The organism is Providencia sp. PROV109, assembly GCF_033681625.1.
Lineage (GTDB): Bacteria > Pseudomonadota > Gammaproteobacteria > Enterobacterales > Enterobacteriaceae > Providencia > Providencia hangzhouensis.
In genome coordinates this window covers 2,364,156-2,378,284 of sequence record NZ_CP096320.1, presented here as the reverse complement: position 1 = coordinate 2,378,284, position 14,129 = coordinate 2,364,156, and the positions used below count along the sequence as shown (strand labels likewise).

The 14,129-nt window shown below is 38.1% G+C and carries 19 protein-coding genes; 10 read left to right on the top strand and 9 right to left on the bottom strand.

All coding sequences use genetic code 11. From position 1 onward, the window contains the following. The first annotated feature begins 94 nt into the window (after positions 1–94). Entirely contained in the window at positions 95–709 is a 615-nt protein-coding gene (locus M1F25_RS10995) for a LysE family translocator (protein WP_004254484.1), read from the top strand. 29 nt (positions 710–738) lie between these two features. Here the strand turns inward: M1F25_RS10995 and M1F25_RS10990 are convergent, their stop codons facing one another. Next, positions 739–1,212, bottom strand: coding sequence for an NUDIX hydrolase (locus tag M1F25_RS10990; protein ID WP_036957747.1), 474 nt, complete (start codon positions 1,210–1,212; stop codon positions 739–741). Positions 1,213–1,563: 351 nt separating this feature from the next. Further along, positions 1,564–2,205 (bottom strand): leucine efflux protein LeuE, encoded by a 642-nt coding sequence (gene leuE / locus M1F25_RS10985; protein ID WP_004254492.1) that lies wholly within the window; start codon positions 2,203–2,205, stop codon positions 1,564–1,566. Between the two features lie 470 nt (positions 2,206–2,675). Here leuE and M1F25_RS10980 point away from each other — a divergent pair, with 470 nt between their 5' ends. The 5 genes from M1F25_RS10980 to M1F25_RS10960 all read left to right on the top strand — a co-directional run bounded on the left by M1F25_RS10980 (position 2,676) and on the right by M1F25_RS10960 (position 5,348). Next, a complete protein-coding gene (locus M1F25_RS10980; protein WP_004254495.1) occupies positions 2,676–3,377 on the top strand; it encodes an AzlC family ABC transporter permease in 702 nt (233 codons plus the stop codon). Then, the gene (locus M1F25_RS10975; RefSeq protein ID WP_094960595.1) at positions 3,374–3,688 is read left to right on the top strand and encodes an AzlD domain-containing protein; all 315 of its coding nucleotides are present in this window, start codon (positions 3,374–3,376) and stop codon (positions 3,686–3,688) included. Before M1F25_RS10980 ends, M1F25_RS10975 begins: the two co-directional genes overlap by 4 nt. A gap of 187 nt (positions 3,689–3,875) precedes the next feature. Then, positions 3,876–4,343 (top strand): DUF1456 family protein, encoded by a 468-nt coding sequence (locus M1F25_RS10970; RefSeq protein ID WP_036957750.1) that lies wholly within the window; start codon positions 3,876–3,878, stop codon positions 4,341–4,343. 88 nt (positions 4,344–4,431) lie between these two features. Next, positions 4,432–4,893: an antitoxin Xre-like helix-turn-helix domain-containing protein gene (locus M1F25_RS10965; protein WP_181487862.1), complete on the top strand. Its 462-nt coding sequence runs from the start codon at positions 4,432–4,434 to the stop codon at positions 4,891–4,893. Then, the gene (locus tag M1F25_RS10960; protein WP_004254505.1) at positions 4,890–5,348 is read left to right on the top strand and encodes an RES family NAD+ phosphorylase; all 459 of its coding nucleotides are present in this window, start codon (positions 4,890–4,892) and stop codon (positions 5,346–5,348) included. The genes M1F25_RS10965 and M1F25_RS10960 overlap by 4 nt, the downstream gene beginning before the upstream one ends. Here the strand turns inward: M1F25_RS10960 and M1F25_RS10955 are convergent, their stop codons facing one another. From M1F25_RS10955 to M1F25_RS10925, 7 genes are all read right to left on the bottom strand, one after another. Then, on the bottom strand, positions 5,349–6,239 hold the full coding sequence (locus M1F25_RS10955; RefSeq protein WP_094960598.1) for a LysR family transcriptional regulator: 891 nt from the start codon (positions 6,237–6,239) through the stop codon (positions 5,349–5,351). Positions 6,240–6,284: 45 nt separating this feature from the next. Further along, positions 6,285–7,244, bottom strand: a complete 960-nt coding sequence (gene accA, locus M1F25_RS10950; protein WP_094960599.1) for an acetyl-CoA carboxylase carboxyl transferase subunit alpha — start codon at positions 7,242–7,244, stop codon at positions 6,285–6,287. 105 nt (positions 7,245–7,349) lie between these two features. Next, positions 7,350–7,700, bottom strand: a complete 351-nt coding sequence (locus M1F25_RS10945) for a MerR family DNA-binding protein (RefSeq protein ID WP_232368671.1) — start codon at positions 7,698–7,700, stop codon at positions 7,350–7,352. Then, positions 7,681–7,770 (bottom strand): MerR family DNA-binding transcriptional regulator, encoded by a 90-nt coding sequence (locus M1F25_RS10940; RefSeq protein ID WP_232368670.1) that lies wholly within the window; start codon positions 7,768–7,770, stop codon positions 7,681–7,683. The genes M1F25_RS10945 and M1F25_RS10940 overlap by 20 nt, the downstream gene beginning before the upstream one ends. A 30-nt stretch (positions 7,771–7,800) precedes the next feature. Beyond that, the gene (locus M1F25_RS10935; protein ID WP_004254518.1) at positions 7,801–8,364 is read right to left on the bottom strand and encodes a GNAT family N-acetyltransferase; all 564 of its coding nucleotides are present in this window, start codon (positions 8,362–8,364) and stop codon (positions 7,801–7,803) included. Further along, positions 8,345–9,805: an AMP nucleosidase gene (locus tag M1F25_RS10930; RefSeq protein WP_405127822.1), complete on the bottom strand. Its 1,461-nt coding sequence runs from the start codon at positions 9,803–9,805 to the stop codon at positions 8,345–8,347. Before M1F25_RS10930 ends, M1F25_RS10935 begins: the two co-directional genes overlap by 20 nt. A 104-nt stretch (positions 9,806–9,909) precedes the next feature. Continuing rightward, a complete protein-coding gene (locus M1F25_RS10925; RefSeq protein ID WP_181487860.1) occupies positions 9,910–10,818 on the bottom strand; it encodes an AEC family transporter in 909 nt (302 codons plus the stop codon). Between the two features lie 298 nt (positions 10,819–11,116). Here M1F25_RS10925 and M1F25_RS10920 point away from each other — a divergent pair, with 298 nt between their 5' ends. The 4 genes from M1F25_RS10920 to M1F25_RS10905 all read left to right on the top strand — a co-directional run bounded on the left by M1F25_RS10920 (position 11,117) and on the right by M1F25_RS10905 (position 14,101). Beyond that, positions 11,117–11,884, top strand: a complete 768-nt coding sequence (locus M1F25_RS10920) for a basic amino acid ABC transporter substrate-binding protein (RefSeq protein WP_004254527.1) — start codon at positions 11,117–11,119, stop codon at positions 11,882–11,884. Positions 11,885–11,949: 65 nt separating this feature from the next. Beyond that, positions 11,950–12,714 carry an amino acid ABC transporter permease gene (locus tag M1F25_RS10915; protein WP_004254530.1) on the top strand — a complete coding sequence of 255 codons (765 nt, stop codon included), beginning with the start codon at positions 11,950–11,952 and terminating at the stop codon, positions 12,712–12,714. Then, a complete protein-coding gene (locus M1F25_RS10910) occupies positions 12,701–13,423 on the top strand; it encodes an amino acid ABC transporter ATP-binding protein (protein ID WP_004254533.1) in 723 nt (240 codons plus the stop codon). The genes M1F25_RS10915 and M1F25_RS10910 overlap by 14 nt, the downstream gene beginning before the upstream one ends. Positions 13,424–13,522: 99 nt before the next feature. Then, entirely contained in the window at positions 13,523–14,101 is a 579-nt protein-coding gene (locus M1F25_RS10905; RefSeq protein ID WP_318836600.1) for an NADAR family protein, read from the top strand. Positions 14,102–14,129: the final 28 nt, after the last annotated feature.

Genomic DNA, 14,129 nt, shown 5'->3' with positions numbered 1-14,129 from the left:
ATTCAATCTATTGATAATAAAAACAATAAATGAACAAACAATTTCAGAATAAATCTGTTTTTGGTCTGTTTTCATTACCTTTTAGGAAATTAATATGAATGAAATTATTGCAGTTGCAACTATTACCATTTTAGCAGTCATTAGTCCGGGGCCAGACTTTGCTATGGTAACTCGTAATAGTTATACCTATGGCATTAAAACAGGCTTACTGTGTGCGCTAGGTATTGCTATTGGTGTGCAGGTTCATGTGTTTTATACCATTTTTGGCATCACTTTGGTCATTATGAGTTCACCCGCATTATTCTTAATCGTTAAACTTATTGGGGTGTTTTACTTGGTATACATCGGATTTAAATCATTGACCAATAAAGTAAAAATATCCTCAGATAAAGCAGTATCAAAGCCATTATCGGCCCTAAACGCGTTTAAAAATGGTTTTCTGACAAATGCATTAAACCCAAAAACCATGTTTTTTGTGGTTTCTGTGTATAGCCAAGTTATCAGTACACAGAACTCAATTTGGCTAAATTTGAGTTATGGCCTATTTATTTCTTTCACTCATTGGCTTTGGTTTAGTCTAATTGCTATTTTCTTTGCAACGCCAGCAGTCAGAAACAAAATTCTTAACTACCAATTTATTATGGACCGAACGATTGGAATTCTACTGATTTTATTGGGATTATCTCTACTATTCTTTAATATAAACTAACTCCACATTCACATTCACATTCATGGTAGTTATTTACCCTGCAATCGATAATATTCATTGACCACTTTCGCCAACTCAACCACATCGGTTGGAATATTGAGTTTGGCGAGTTGGTCAAATGGCACCCATTCAAATGGGGCAAAAGGCGATTGTGATGAGGGTAATAGCTCACATAAGTAAATCATATCAATATGCCAATGGTTCCCTTTCTTTTTATCCGCAATAAATTCTTTCAAGATAGCGATGGGCAACGGTAATACTTGTGTATGGGATGAATCCTGCACTTGCGATACAAAGGGGAAACCGCAACTGACCACTTGGCACTCTAATCCAGTTTCTTCAAGAACCTCTCGGAAAACAGCATGTTGTGGTTCTTCATTTGCTTCAATGTGACCGCCTGGAGGTAACCAAAAACCAAGTTTTTGATGTTCGTGTAATAAAAACTCACCATGCTCATTACGGATCATTGCTGTTGCCGTAAAATGTTTAACTTCCTCTCTCATCTCACCACATCCCTTTTTTATTTTGTTATTCTTACATTGTATTTCTGGTGGTGAGCCTAACACCTTGTTGCCTTCCAGTCACGGTAACCATTTCAACTTACATGAGGCATTTAAAGCGCAGTCAGCGGAAAGAAATTATCGTATGCTTAGCTGATAGCGATTGATTATTAACTCAGGTGGTTAAATTGAAAAAAAAATTTGATTTTTATAAGCAACAAGCTATGAACTTTGAGAATGGGGAACAAAATAAAAACCCATGAGATTTGTTATTGTTCATCATAAAGATGCGCAATAAATTGAACAAATTAGAGGAATAGCCAGCACATAGACTGGCTATTTCTGATAAAACCATTACGCGGTTAATGCAAGTTTTGCTCCAAACATCAAGAATACAGCACCAATACAGCTATTAGAGAACTTCGAAAGCTTTTTATTATGTTTAACCATATTCGTTACGGCAACAGCACCAAAAATCAGCAGTGATAAATAAATCATGCTACAAGTTTCTAAAATTAGGCCAAGTATGAAAAATGGCACACCTGCACTTGGGTAAGCTGGGTCAATAAATTGGATAAAAAATGAAACATAGAAAATGATCATCTTAGGATTTAGTAAACTTAAAAAAACGGCTTTCTTATAGGTGCCCTTGGTTTCTAAGATAATTGAATCAACATCACCTGTATTTTCTTTCTTATGCAATACGCTATACAGGGTTTTAATCCCTAAATAAAATAAATAAGCCGCCCCTGCGTATTTTATAACACTAAAAAAGATAGGTGATGTTTTTACTAAAGATGCAACGCCTAAAAATGATAGAAAAATGAGCACAGCATCCCCGGTAAAGACACCTAATGCGGCTTTATAACCATTTTTCACACCATATTTTGCACTGCTAGTTAAAACAAATAAAGAATTAGGGCCTGGTACCAATGTAATAAAAATAACACCGATAAGATAAGTCCATAAGTTTGTAATACCGAGATTTTCAAGCATAGGAAACCCGCTAACTCAATAAAAGTTATAACAAAAAATTCACATCATTTATTTATGACTATATGATACAGGCTTTACATTACTTATAAAAGATATCACCACATAATAATGTCAATATGAAATATAAACCCAAATAACATTAAAATACTAGATAAACAACAATGAGTGAAGATCAAAAAACAGAATAACAACCCAAAACGAGAACCTTAATTAGAAGCTAACTATAAATAGCTAATCAAGTAGTTGCAAATGCTAATATAGATAATTAAATTAGCATTTAATTTTATAGAATAAATAAAAGTAGTAGTGATTTGATTATGGTTTCGCGTTATAACATAAAAGTTCGTGCTATTTAAAAGTAAAATTGGATAAAGCCAGTATAAAGCTAAAATAGCTCATTACTAATATTTCATCTCTTTAAAATCAATCAAGTTATATAAGTGTTCAAAATTACAATAAGGTTAGCGTAAATGGTGTCACAACAAAGTAATCAATGGCAAAAAGCAATGATGGCAGGCGCTGTTCATACCGCTCCTCTTAATCTTGCTGTTATTCCTTGGGGAGTTTTAGCAGGTTCAATGGCGGTCGAAACTGGTCTCGATTTCTGGCAAAGCGTGGCGATGTCCGCGATGGTATTTGCAGGTGCGGCACAATTAGTCACTCTTGGGTTGCTTAACTCGGGTGCTGGCTATATCACGATTGTTATTTCTGTTTTTTTTATCACTTCCCAGCATTTACTTTATGGACTGACATTACGCCCCCAAGTTAAAGACTTTACAACTCCTCAGCGCCTTAGTATCGGTTTCTTATTAACAGATGAATTATTTGCGATTAGCGCTGCTAAACGTCAGAGTTTAAGCTTTCCTTATTTGTTTGGTGCGGGGTTTAGTTTTTATCTCGTTTGGTTAATTACTAGTCTTTGTGGGATTGCAATGGCCAATATTGTGGGCGATTTGAGCCGCTTACATCTCGACTTTTCTGTCGTGGCAACTTTGCTTGCAATCGTCGTTCCATTAACAAAAAAAATAAGTACGTTGTGTGGCGTGATCTTTTCACTCGTTGTCGCTATCGTACTTTCAATGTACTCCTTCAGTAGTGCTATTGTTATCGCAGGTGTGGGTGGGATGTTTGTTTCGGTAGCCGTTTCACGTTTATTGAAGGAGGAAAAATGATTTGGCTTTTAATTATTACCTTAACAGCGGTTGTTTTTACTCTACGTTATATTTTTCTAATACCACAGTTGCCAATACGCCTTCCTCTTGTGGTTCGTCAAGCACTAGGGTATTCAGCACCTTGTTTATTAACCGCAATTTGTGCCCCTGTTATCCTATTAGAAAACCATGAATTGCGAACCTTCCCTGATAATCCTTATTTATGGGGAGCGCTATTCTGTGTCATCGTGGCTTCTGTATTAAAAAACATGCTGCTAACTGTCGGCCTTACCTTAGTATTTTTCTATTCTCTTATTTATTTTATCGGTTAACTTATTATTTAAGATAAAGCATCGTTCAGCGCTTTGCTTTATCTTGGTTAATCCCTCATAATATGGCCCTCTCAAAATACATTCCTTTTCAATTTCACCCTGTCATTGATTGTCATAGTGAATACTTTATTGGCCTTACTCAATAAATAGCCAATTAACCTTTATAGATAATGGATAATACAATACCATGCTTAATAATTATGTTTTACGCAGCGTTCGCTATATGTTGGACTTAAGCGACGCCCAAATGGTTAAAATCGTAAAACTCGCAGATTTGGCTGTAACAAAAGAAGAAATGGTGGCTTGGTTAAAAAAAGATAATGAACCTGAATATGTTGAATGTAACGATAATGTAATGGGTCATTTTCTAAATGGCTTAATCTATCACCGCCGTGGTAAAGATGAAAACCACCCCGCTCCCGAAGTCGATAGCCGACTTAATAACAATATTATGCTCAAAAAATTACGCGTGGCTTTTGAATTAAAAGATACGGATATGATTGAAATTTATCAGCTTGTTGATTTTCGTGTATCCAAGCCTGAGCTTAACGCAGTTTTCCGTAAACCTGGGCATAAAAACTATCGCGAATGTGGAGACCAATTACTGCGTTACTTCCTAAAAGGCCTGACAATTCGCCTACGTGGTGATAAATAACCATTATTTTTGTTTGTTTTTTATTCATTAATTTTGCATTCTCCTGACATTTGTCTATAATAGAAGTGACAAATGTCAGGAGGTTCAAATGAGAAACTATATCCCCACACCCCCACTTCAACCGACTGCTTCATCCTTTAAACCACTGTGGCGCCATGTAGGGTTACCCGCAGAACGTGGTATTGAGTTAACTCATTTCTTGCGTCAAGGCCTATCTGTCTCTGTCTTAGACAATATCCAAGAATGGTCAGGAATGAGCAAAACTGAATTATTGCGAATATCCGGCATTAATGAGCGCAATATTGCTCGACGTAAAAATGCTGGCCAGCCCCTTAATGCTGATGAAAGTGAGAGAATTGCTCGTCTAGTGCGGGTATTCGATGCTGCGGTGCGTTTATTTAATGGAGATAAGCACGCGGCAAGTGATTGGCTTAACCACCCAGTTAAAGGGTTAGGACATTTACGCCCTATTGAGCTTATTGCGACAGAAAGCGGAGCCATTGAAGTGATTGATTTGATTGGCCGTATTGAACATGGCGTATTCTCATGATTTTATATCGATTGGTTAAATCCAATTTTGCGCATGATGCATGGTCGGGCCAAGGAGCTATGCTCTACGGCGGGCGTTGGAATCATAAAGGGACTCCTGCTGTTTATACTTCAACGAGTATTTCACTAGCAACCCTTGAAATACTCGTTCACATCAATCAAGACATATTATTGAGCCAGTTCAGCTTACTATCCATAGATATCAATGATAAGTACGTGATGAAATTGTCGTTAGATCACCTTCCGACAGATTGGCAACAAGACCCCGCACCAACCTCCACCATGGATATTGGCACTATATGGCTTAATAACCAAGATAGTCTAGCATTATTAATTCCCTCTTGTATTGTTCCCTATGAATACAACGCAATTATTAACCCGTTACATCCGCAATTTCAAAAAGCTTTACATACCGTTAAACCACTAGATTTTAGTGTTGACCCGCGCTTAGCATAATTAGATATTTGCTAATAAATACTGTAAAAAAGCATCTATTTTCGGTGATAATGCACTACGGCTCGCATAAACCGCGCGAAGTTCTATAGGCGCTGGCGATACTTCATCGAATGCTATCCGCACTAATTTCTTCTGTTTAATCTGTTCTTCGCATGCATCTAACGCCAAAATAGCATAACCTACCCCATTCACTGCAGCAGCATGAGCCAAAATACCACTATTCACTCGGTAACTACTGTCAATTATCACTTTTTTCTGTAAGCCAGATGAATCAATAAATATCCACGGTTGCCCCTGTAATGCACTCAAGCTCGAAATGCACGGCATATTGGCTAAGTCAGAGTATGAACACGGTTTTCCTACTTTTTCAATTAATTGGGGTGATGCAACAACAACGCTTTGCCATGATTTGATCAGACGTGAGTGATAGCTACTGTCTTCAAGATGACCACGATGAAAAGTGAGTAACAAATCAATATCATCACTAATAACATCTTGAGGTATTAATTGTGTATCACAGTGAATATTCAATTGTGGGTGAGATAATGCAAACTTCGCTAATAAATCTGCTAATAATAAACTACCGGATTCACTGGGAATAGTTAGCCTTAACGTGCCTGTAATTTGTTGTGGATGACATATTTGCACTACAACTTGCTCTAATTCACTGACTAGTTTTTGGCTTTGTTCAAATAAAATATTTCCTGTTTCCGTTAGCCGCATTTGCCGGGTTGTACGTTCAATTAACTGGCTGTTAAGTTGTTGTTCCAACTGTTTAATATAACGACTCACATTCGATGTTGGCATTGAAAGTAACTTTGCCGCATTGACAAAATTTCCTTGTGTCGCGACGGCAATAAACACTTTCAATAAATTCAGGTCAACAGCCATTTCTAATTCCTATAGTTCACGCGCTATTAACTTGCACTAATAGCATTAGCAGTAACCAAAATCCATTATTTTTTGATACCGCTGTGCCAGTAATACGTCTATGTCTAATTGAGTTAGCTCATTTAAATCAGTGAGTAACTGTTGTTTTAATTGTTGTGCAGCTAACTGATAGTCGCAGTGAGCCCCACCCAAAGGCTCAGAAATAATGGTATCGATAATACCTAACTCTTTTAACCGTGGAGCGGTCATTCCCATTACTTCCGCTGCAATTTGTGCCTTCTGGGAATCTTTCCATAAAATAGAGGCACAACCTTCTGGAGATATCGCCGCATAAGTACTGTATTCCAACATATTAATACGATCCCCCACACCAATCCCTAATGCACCACCAGAACAACCTTCACCTGTAATGACACAAATAATAGGGGTTTTTAAATGAGACATTTCTATAATATTGCGTGCAATAGCTTCTGCTTGCCCGCGCTCTTCAGCACCAACACCGGGGTAAGCCCCAGCAGAATCAATAAATACCATCACTGGTAAGTGGAAACGTTCCGCCATTTTCATTAAACGAAGTGCTTTACGGTAGCCTTCTGGCGATGGCATCCCAAAATTACGCATAACTTTCTCTTTTGTTGTCCGCCCTTTTTGTTGCCCAAGCACCATAACCGGCCTACCATCTAAACGAGCAAGGCCACCCACCAGCGCTTTGTCATCAGCAAAAGCTCGGTCACCCGCTAATTCCTGAAACTCAGTAAATATTAATGGAATATAATCAAGGGGATAAGGCCTTAATGGGTGTCTCGCTAATTGGACAATCTCCCATGCCCCAAGCGATGCAAATATGGTTTTCGTAAGCGAATGACTCTTTTTTCTCAAGAGCTGGATTTCTTCTTCTAATTTAATCTCTGATGGATGTCCTTTTTGCTTGAAGGCAATAAGCGCTTCAATTTTGTCATTGAGTTCAACGATAGGTTTCTCAAATGCAAGAAAATGATTAGTCATAACGTTCCTAAAATGGTAACAGCAATCTTAGGAGTGTAATCAGAGAATCAATCCCATTCTATGCTTAAAAATAGGATTGATTGTTATCAAGAATGGGATAATGTTTTAACGCTGACTTTTCTTTAGCGAATTTGATTTTAAGCTGTTTTCCATAATCTTTTGAAAATTAGGGCATAAAAAGTGATTTTCTTCAGGACAATTCGCAATATGCAAAATACCCTTTTTTAAGGCTAGTAACCCCTGTATGGTTTGCTCAATTTCTTCTGCTTTTTCAAGTAGGCTCGCACGTTCAATATTAGGGCCATCCTTATGGTTGAGCATGCTAGCAATTTCATCGAGTGAAAATTTAGCTTCTTGCCCCAATGCAATTAAAGACAAACGGGTTATTACGTCTTTCCCGTGATAAACCCGTTTTAACCCTTTACGCCCTATCGGCTTAATCAGCTCTCTCTTCATAATAACGTAGGGTTGATGCTGCTAAACCTGATAATTGGCTAACTTGAGAAATATCTAACTCATCATACATGAAATACTAACCCGCTATAATACTCGCTAATCAAGCTAATTGTTGGCGCAGTAACACCGTAATCGTGCCATTCATAAAAATTTCACGGTCAACAACGTAACCTAACTTTTCAGCCACACGTAAAGAAGCTAAGTTCCTCGGTTCAATAAAACAAATAGATTGCCGATACTTATTTTCTTTCGTCAGCCAAGACAGTGCAGCCTGCATAGCCTCTGTTGCATAGCCTTTTCCTTGATGTTCAGGTGCAATGACCCAACCCGCTTCTGGAATGCCTTTAACATGGGGTTCGACCATACGATGAAAATCCGCGAACCCTAAATCACCAATATATTGACCACTCGCTTTTTCACGGACAGCCCAATAGCCAAAGCCTAATAATGGCCATAAACCACCATAAGCTAACATTCTCATCCATGATTCGCGCTCACTAGAAGGCATACCACCAATGTAACGAACCATTGACTCAGTCGCCCATAACTTCGCAAGTGCAGGAAAATCACTTACTTGGTGTTTATTTAATATCAGTCTATCTGTTTCAAGTTCAGGTATTACAGCCATTGATTGCTTCTCCTTGCTATCTAAATGGGGGTTCATCGAACGTTCTTAATTTCCTTGAATGCAATTTATCCCCTTCTTTCCTCAATAAATCAATAGCACGAATACCTATTTGCAAATGTTCTGAGATTGCACCTTCATAAAAACTGTTTGCTTGACCGGGCAATTTAATTTCACCATGCAGAGGCTTATCAGAAACACATAACAGCGTGCCATAAGGAACCCTGAAGCGATACCCCTGAGCTGCAATTGTGGCACTTTCCATATCCACGGCAACCGCGCGGCTTAAACTAAAACGGCGAGCTGTTGCAAAAAAACGTAATTCCCAATTTCTGTCATCTGTTGTAACAACGGTTCCAGTTCGTAGACGTTGTTTTACCAATTCCCCAGGCATATTGCTAACTTGTTTTGTAGCGTCATATAGCGCACGCTGGACTTCCGCAATACTTGGAATAGGAATATCTGGCGGTAATACATCATCAAGAATATGGTCATCACGCAAATAAGCATGGGCCAAAACATAATCGCCAATTTTTTGGCTTTCTCTTAACCCACCACAATGGCCAATCATCAACCAAGCATGTGGTCGTAAAACGGCTAAATGATCGCAAATATTCTTTGCATTTGAAGGCCCAACACCGATATTTACTAAAGTAATTCCTGCCCCATCTCTAGCGATTAGATGATATGCAGGCATTTGAAATTTTTTCCATGTTAAATCAGAAGTCGCAATTTGTGGATCTGCATTCTCAGCGGTTAAATAATTATGTCCAACACAAGATAATGCAATATAACGACTTTCAGGATCACGTACCTGTTCACATGCCCAATTCACAAATTCATCGACATAACGGTTATAATTAGTGAAAAGAATGTACGGTTGAACATGTTCAGGTGGGGTTCCTGTATAATGCTTTAATCGCGCTAATGAAAAATCCACACGTAATGCATCAAAATGAGACAGCGGCATTTCATCCGTAGCAGTGTTCAAACCATCTGTAATATCATCACTGATATGAGATAAATCGGTTATCGGAAAATGTGCAGCTAAATTACTGCTCATACTCCTATCTAATGCTAAATCTGAACCATCAATGACAAAAGGATAAGGAATTTCAATTTTTGAAGGGCGAACGGAAAAAGTGACATCATAATCCTGTTGTAGGATAGATAATTGCTCAACTAAATAAGCACGGAATAGTTCTGGCTGAGTCACCGTAATGGTGTAATCACCCCGTTTAACAAAACGTGCATAAGCACGGGTTTTTTCGCAACGATCAACTTTGCCTTCCCATGTAACACACAGTTCGGGATAAGCAAATAACCCATTTTCCCTTTCTGTAATATCGGGTATGCGGCCTTCTTTTACATAAATAGCGATAGCATCTCTTAATGAATCAATCGCATTGCTATATAACAACGAAAGTTTATCTAAAACATCTTCAATAGATAAGTTTTCATATTTCTGGCATTTTTCCAAAGACACACACAACTCCTTATCATCAGATAAAATTATCTCCGATAACATAGAGTATCAATGTGACAGTTGCAAAATATATCGCGATTAACGTACTTATATCACAGTTAATGTACTACAAAGGATAAAACAATTGGTAATGTGAATACCGCAGCCACGGTTTGTAATGTAATTATACCTGCCATTAGTTGGCTGTCCCCATTTAACTGACGCGTTAAAATATAAGCAGTTGGCGCAGTAGGAATAGCAAAAAATAGTACTAATAGAATTGTTTCAAGGTTTGGCAAAGAAAATAAGCCCGCCACTGTTAATGCTAAAATAGGCATAAGAAGTAAACGTAACAATGTTGACGCCATAATAGGCTTAAATTCATTTCTTAGTGTTGAGGTTTGTAATGCGGCTCCAATACAGATTAAGCCTAATGGTAAGCTGGCAGCTGCGAGCAGTTTTAAAAATTGGTCCGAGCCAAAGGGTAATCCCACTGGGGATATATTCAATAACACGCCAACGACACAGGAAATGATCAATGGGTTTTTTATGATTGGTAATAAAATTTGCTTAGCTGAAACCTTTTGTCCTGAAGATAACGAAAGCACAGCAATGACATTACAGCTTGGTACTAAAACAGCCATAATTACCGCAGCAATAGCGATCCCTTCTTTGCCAAATAAATCAGCAACAATTGCCAACCCTAAATAAGTATTAAAACGCGTGATTCCTTGGATATGCGCGCCAAATCTCGGAATAGGTATTTTGAATAAATATTTACAACCTAGAACTAACACTGAACTAATCGCTAAAACACAAAGGATGGCGCTCGCTAAATAGGGTAATTTAGGGTTGTTCAAAGGTGCCGTTGCGAGACTGTTAATTAATAATGCAGGAAACAAAATAAAATAGTTTAATTTTTCAGCACTCGGCCAAAAATCAGCGGTGAATATTTTCGAGCGACGCAATACAAATCCCATTGCAATCAGAGCAAATAATGGCCACAAAACTAATAGAATCTTATCCATGAGAACGTAATCTGTTTTTATTTGAGCATTAAGTGAGTTTGTTAATCAGTCTATCGTTAAATTTTTGTAGCTGATAGGTAAAAAAAGCGCTATTCCTATGTTTTGCTTTTCTTAGCTTATTTTCGATTAAATCGAGATTGCATCGACTTTCTCTTATTTATATTTAAATAATATATTTTTCCGCCCTTAAAACACAAGCTCCTAAACTTATCTCACTTCGACATATAAAAATCATTTGCTTAGGAGTTCAATATTATGTATTTTTATTCATTATAAATGCATAATTAAAGAGGTCAGTATGTTTAAAAAATTAGTTTTTGCTGGCTGTATGTCATTGGCAGCCTTCGCCGGGAATGTTTACGCAAAAGAAAGCTATACCGTTGGTGCTGGTGGGACTTACCGTCCGTTTGAATATGAAAATAGCCAAAAACAGCTCGAAGGCTTTGATATTGACATCATTAAAGCAATTGCAGAAGCAGAAGGTTTTGACGTTAAACTTGTCAATACCCCTTGGGAAGGGATTTTTGCGACCTTATCGTCTGGTGATAGAGATATTTTAATTTCGGGGATCACAATTACAGATAAACGCAAAAATATGGTTGATTTCTCTAACCCCTATTTCCCGGCTGAGCAAGCGATCGTCATCAGTGAAACATCTGATGTTAAAGACTTAAATAGCTTAAAAGACCTGAATGTAGGTGTTGTGAACTCCAGCACTGGTGATATTGTTGTTTCTGATGTAATAGGTAAAAACAGTACAGCAATCAAACGTTTTGACAATACTCCTCTTTTATTACAAGAACTATTCGAAGATGGCATTGACGCTGCAGTTGGTGATGTCGGCGTAATTAAATATTATATAAAAACGCACCCTGAGAAAAAATTTAAACTGATTTACGATAACCATTTCGAAAAACAATATTTTGGTATTGCTGTCGCTAAAGGGAATAGTGAATTACAGCAAAAAATAAATAATGGCTTAGATAAGATTATTGCAGACGGTACATACAATAAAATTTACCAAAAATGGTTTGATGAAAATGTTCCTCAATTACCAAAACAATAATTAAATTTAACTTAAAGCCATCTATGGATGGCTTTTTCACGTTTTAAATCAGGGTGAAAATTAAGATGTCTGCGTTTCGTTGGGAAATAATTGAAGAGTATGCTCCATTATTTGCTGAAGGCGCAATGATGACGATAAAAGCAACCATCATTTGCGTTATTTTAGGCTCACTATGGGGATTAACCCTCGGTTTAGGCAGAACGGCCAAAGCTGAACAAGGGATTTGGAAACCTATTTTACACTATTTTGTACAGTGGCCAGTTCGCTTCTATGTCAGTGCCTTTCGTGGTACTCCACTATTTGTTCAAATAATGGTTGTTCACTTTGCCTTAGTGCCACTGTTTATTAACCCTCGTGATGGCTTATTTGTTACATCAGGGTTAATGTCTGTTGATACCGCTAAAATGCTCCGCTCCGATTACGGTGCTTTTCTATCTTGCGTCATTGCAATTACTTTAAACTCAGGAGCTTATGTCTCTGAAATATTCCGTGCGGGTATTCAATCCATTGATAAAGGGCAAATGGAAGCCTCTCGTGCGCTTGGTATGAGTTGGGCAAAAACAATGCGCAAGGTGATTCTTCCGCAAGCTTTTCGGCGCATTCTTCCCCCATTGGGAAATAATGCCATCGCAATTGTCAAGGACTCCTCCCTCGCTTCCGCAATCGGTTTGGCCGATCTCGCCTATGCTGCAAGAACAGTCTCCGGCGCTTACGCAACTTACTGGGAACCCTATTTAACAATATCTGTGATTTATTGGATGCTGACATTTATACTTGCTCAGTTGGTGCAATATATGGAAAGAAGGTTGGGCAGAAGTGATTTACGTTAATAATTTACAGAAAAAATTTGGTGATGCTCATGTACTTAGAGGCATTTCTTGTGAAGTTAAACCTCAAGAAGTGATTTGTGTCATTGGCCCTTCTGGTTCAGGAAAAAGTACCTTTTTACGTTGTTTGAATGCGCTAGAACGCCCTGACGGGGGCGAAATTCAAGTCAATGGTTTTAACGTTCATGATCCTAAAACTGATTTAAATAAAATGAGAGAAAATGTGGGGATGGTGTTTCAGCGTTTTAACCTATTCCCCCATATGACCGTGTTAGAAAACTTGATGATGGCGCCAACCTTAGTGAAAGGAATAAAAAAGGAATTGGCACTTAAACAAGCAGAACAACTTCTGATCAAGGTAGGGTTGTTAGATAAAATTGATGCATGGCCAGCCAGTTTATCCGGTGGGCAGCAACAACGAGTCGCTATTGCTAGAGCGTTAGCCATGCAACCATCCATTTTGTTATTTGATGAGCCGACATCTGCACTTGACCCCGAATTAGTTGGTGAGGTTCTTTCAGTGATGAAAACCCTTGCAAATGAAGGTATGACAATGGTTATCGTCACCCATGAAATGGGGTTTGCACGTGAAGTTGCCGACCGAGTCTTGTTTATTGACCAAGGTATTATTCAAGAAGAAGGCACGCCAGAACAACTCTTTACTGCACCTAAAAACCCACGGACTGCGGAGTTTCTAAGTAAAGTACTTTAATTTTATAGCCTGCTTAGTATGCTAAGCAGGTTTTTCTGATAGCCAGGTCTTTTTATTATCGATACGCTAAGAATATTCGCTCTTAATAAAGATTAATTTATGGATATCAAAAGCCTCTGCAAACAATACCGCTCAGGGAAAAAATTTAAATATGTTTTCTTCTGGGGCCACCAAACCAAACAAAATCAAATTACAAAAAGCTGCTTCAGCCAATGGTACCCTTCCCCATTTATTGTTAATAACCACCGCTTTGCCAGTGCAGAACATTTCATGATGGCCGAAAAAGCACGCTTATTTGGTGATTTAGAAACATTGGATAAAATCATTCATGCACCAAATCCCGGAGCGGCTAAAGCATTTGGTCGTGAAGTTCGTGGGTTTAAGCAAGATGTTTGGGATGAAAACCGTTTTGCTATTGTTGTCAGCGCTAATATGGCAAAATTCTCTCAACATGAAGAATTAAAACAGTTTTTACTCTCCACAAACGAACGTGTTCTAGTTGAAGCTAGCCCCGTCGATAAAATTTGGGGAATAGGCCTTGCCGAAGATAGTGAAAATATTGAAAACCCATTAACATGGAAAGGGTTAAACCTTCTCGGTTTCGCATTAATGGATGTTAGAAGGAGCTATAGTCATTTGTGGTGTATGAGGGGAAAAGAGGGTGGCGTATCCTGTTGATTGTTTCCTCCAAGAAATAATTAACAGT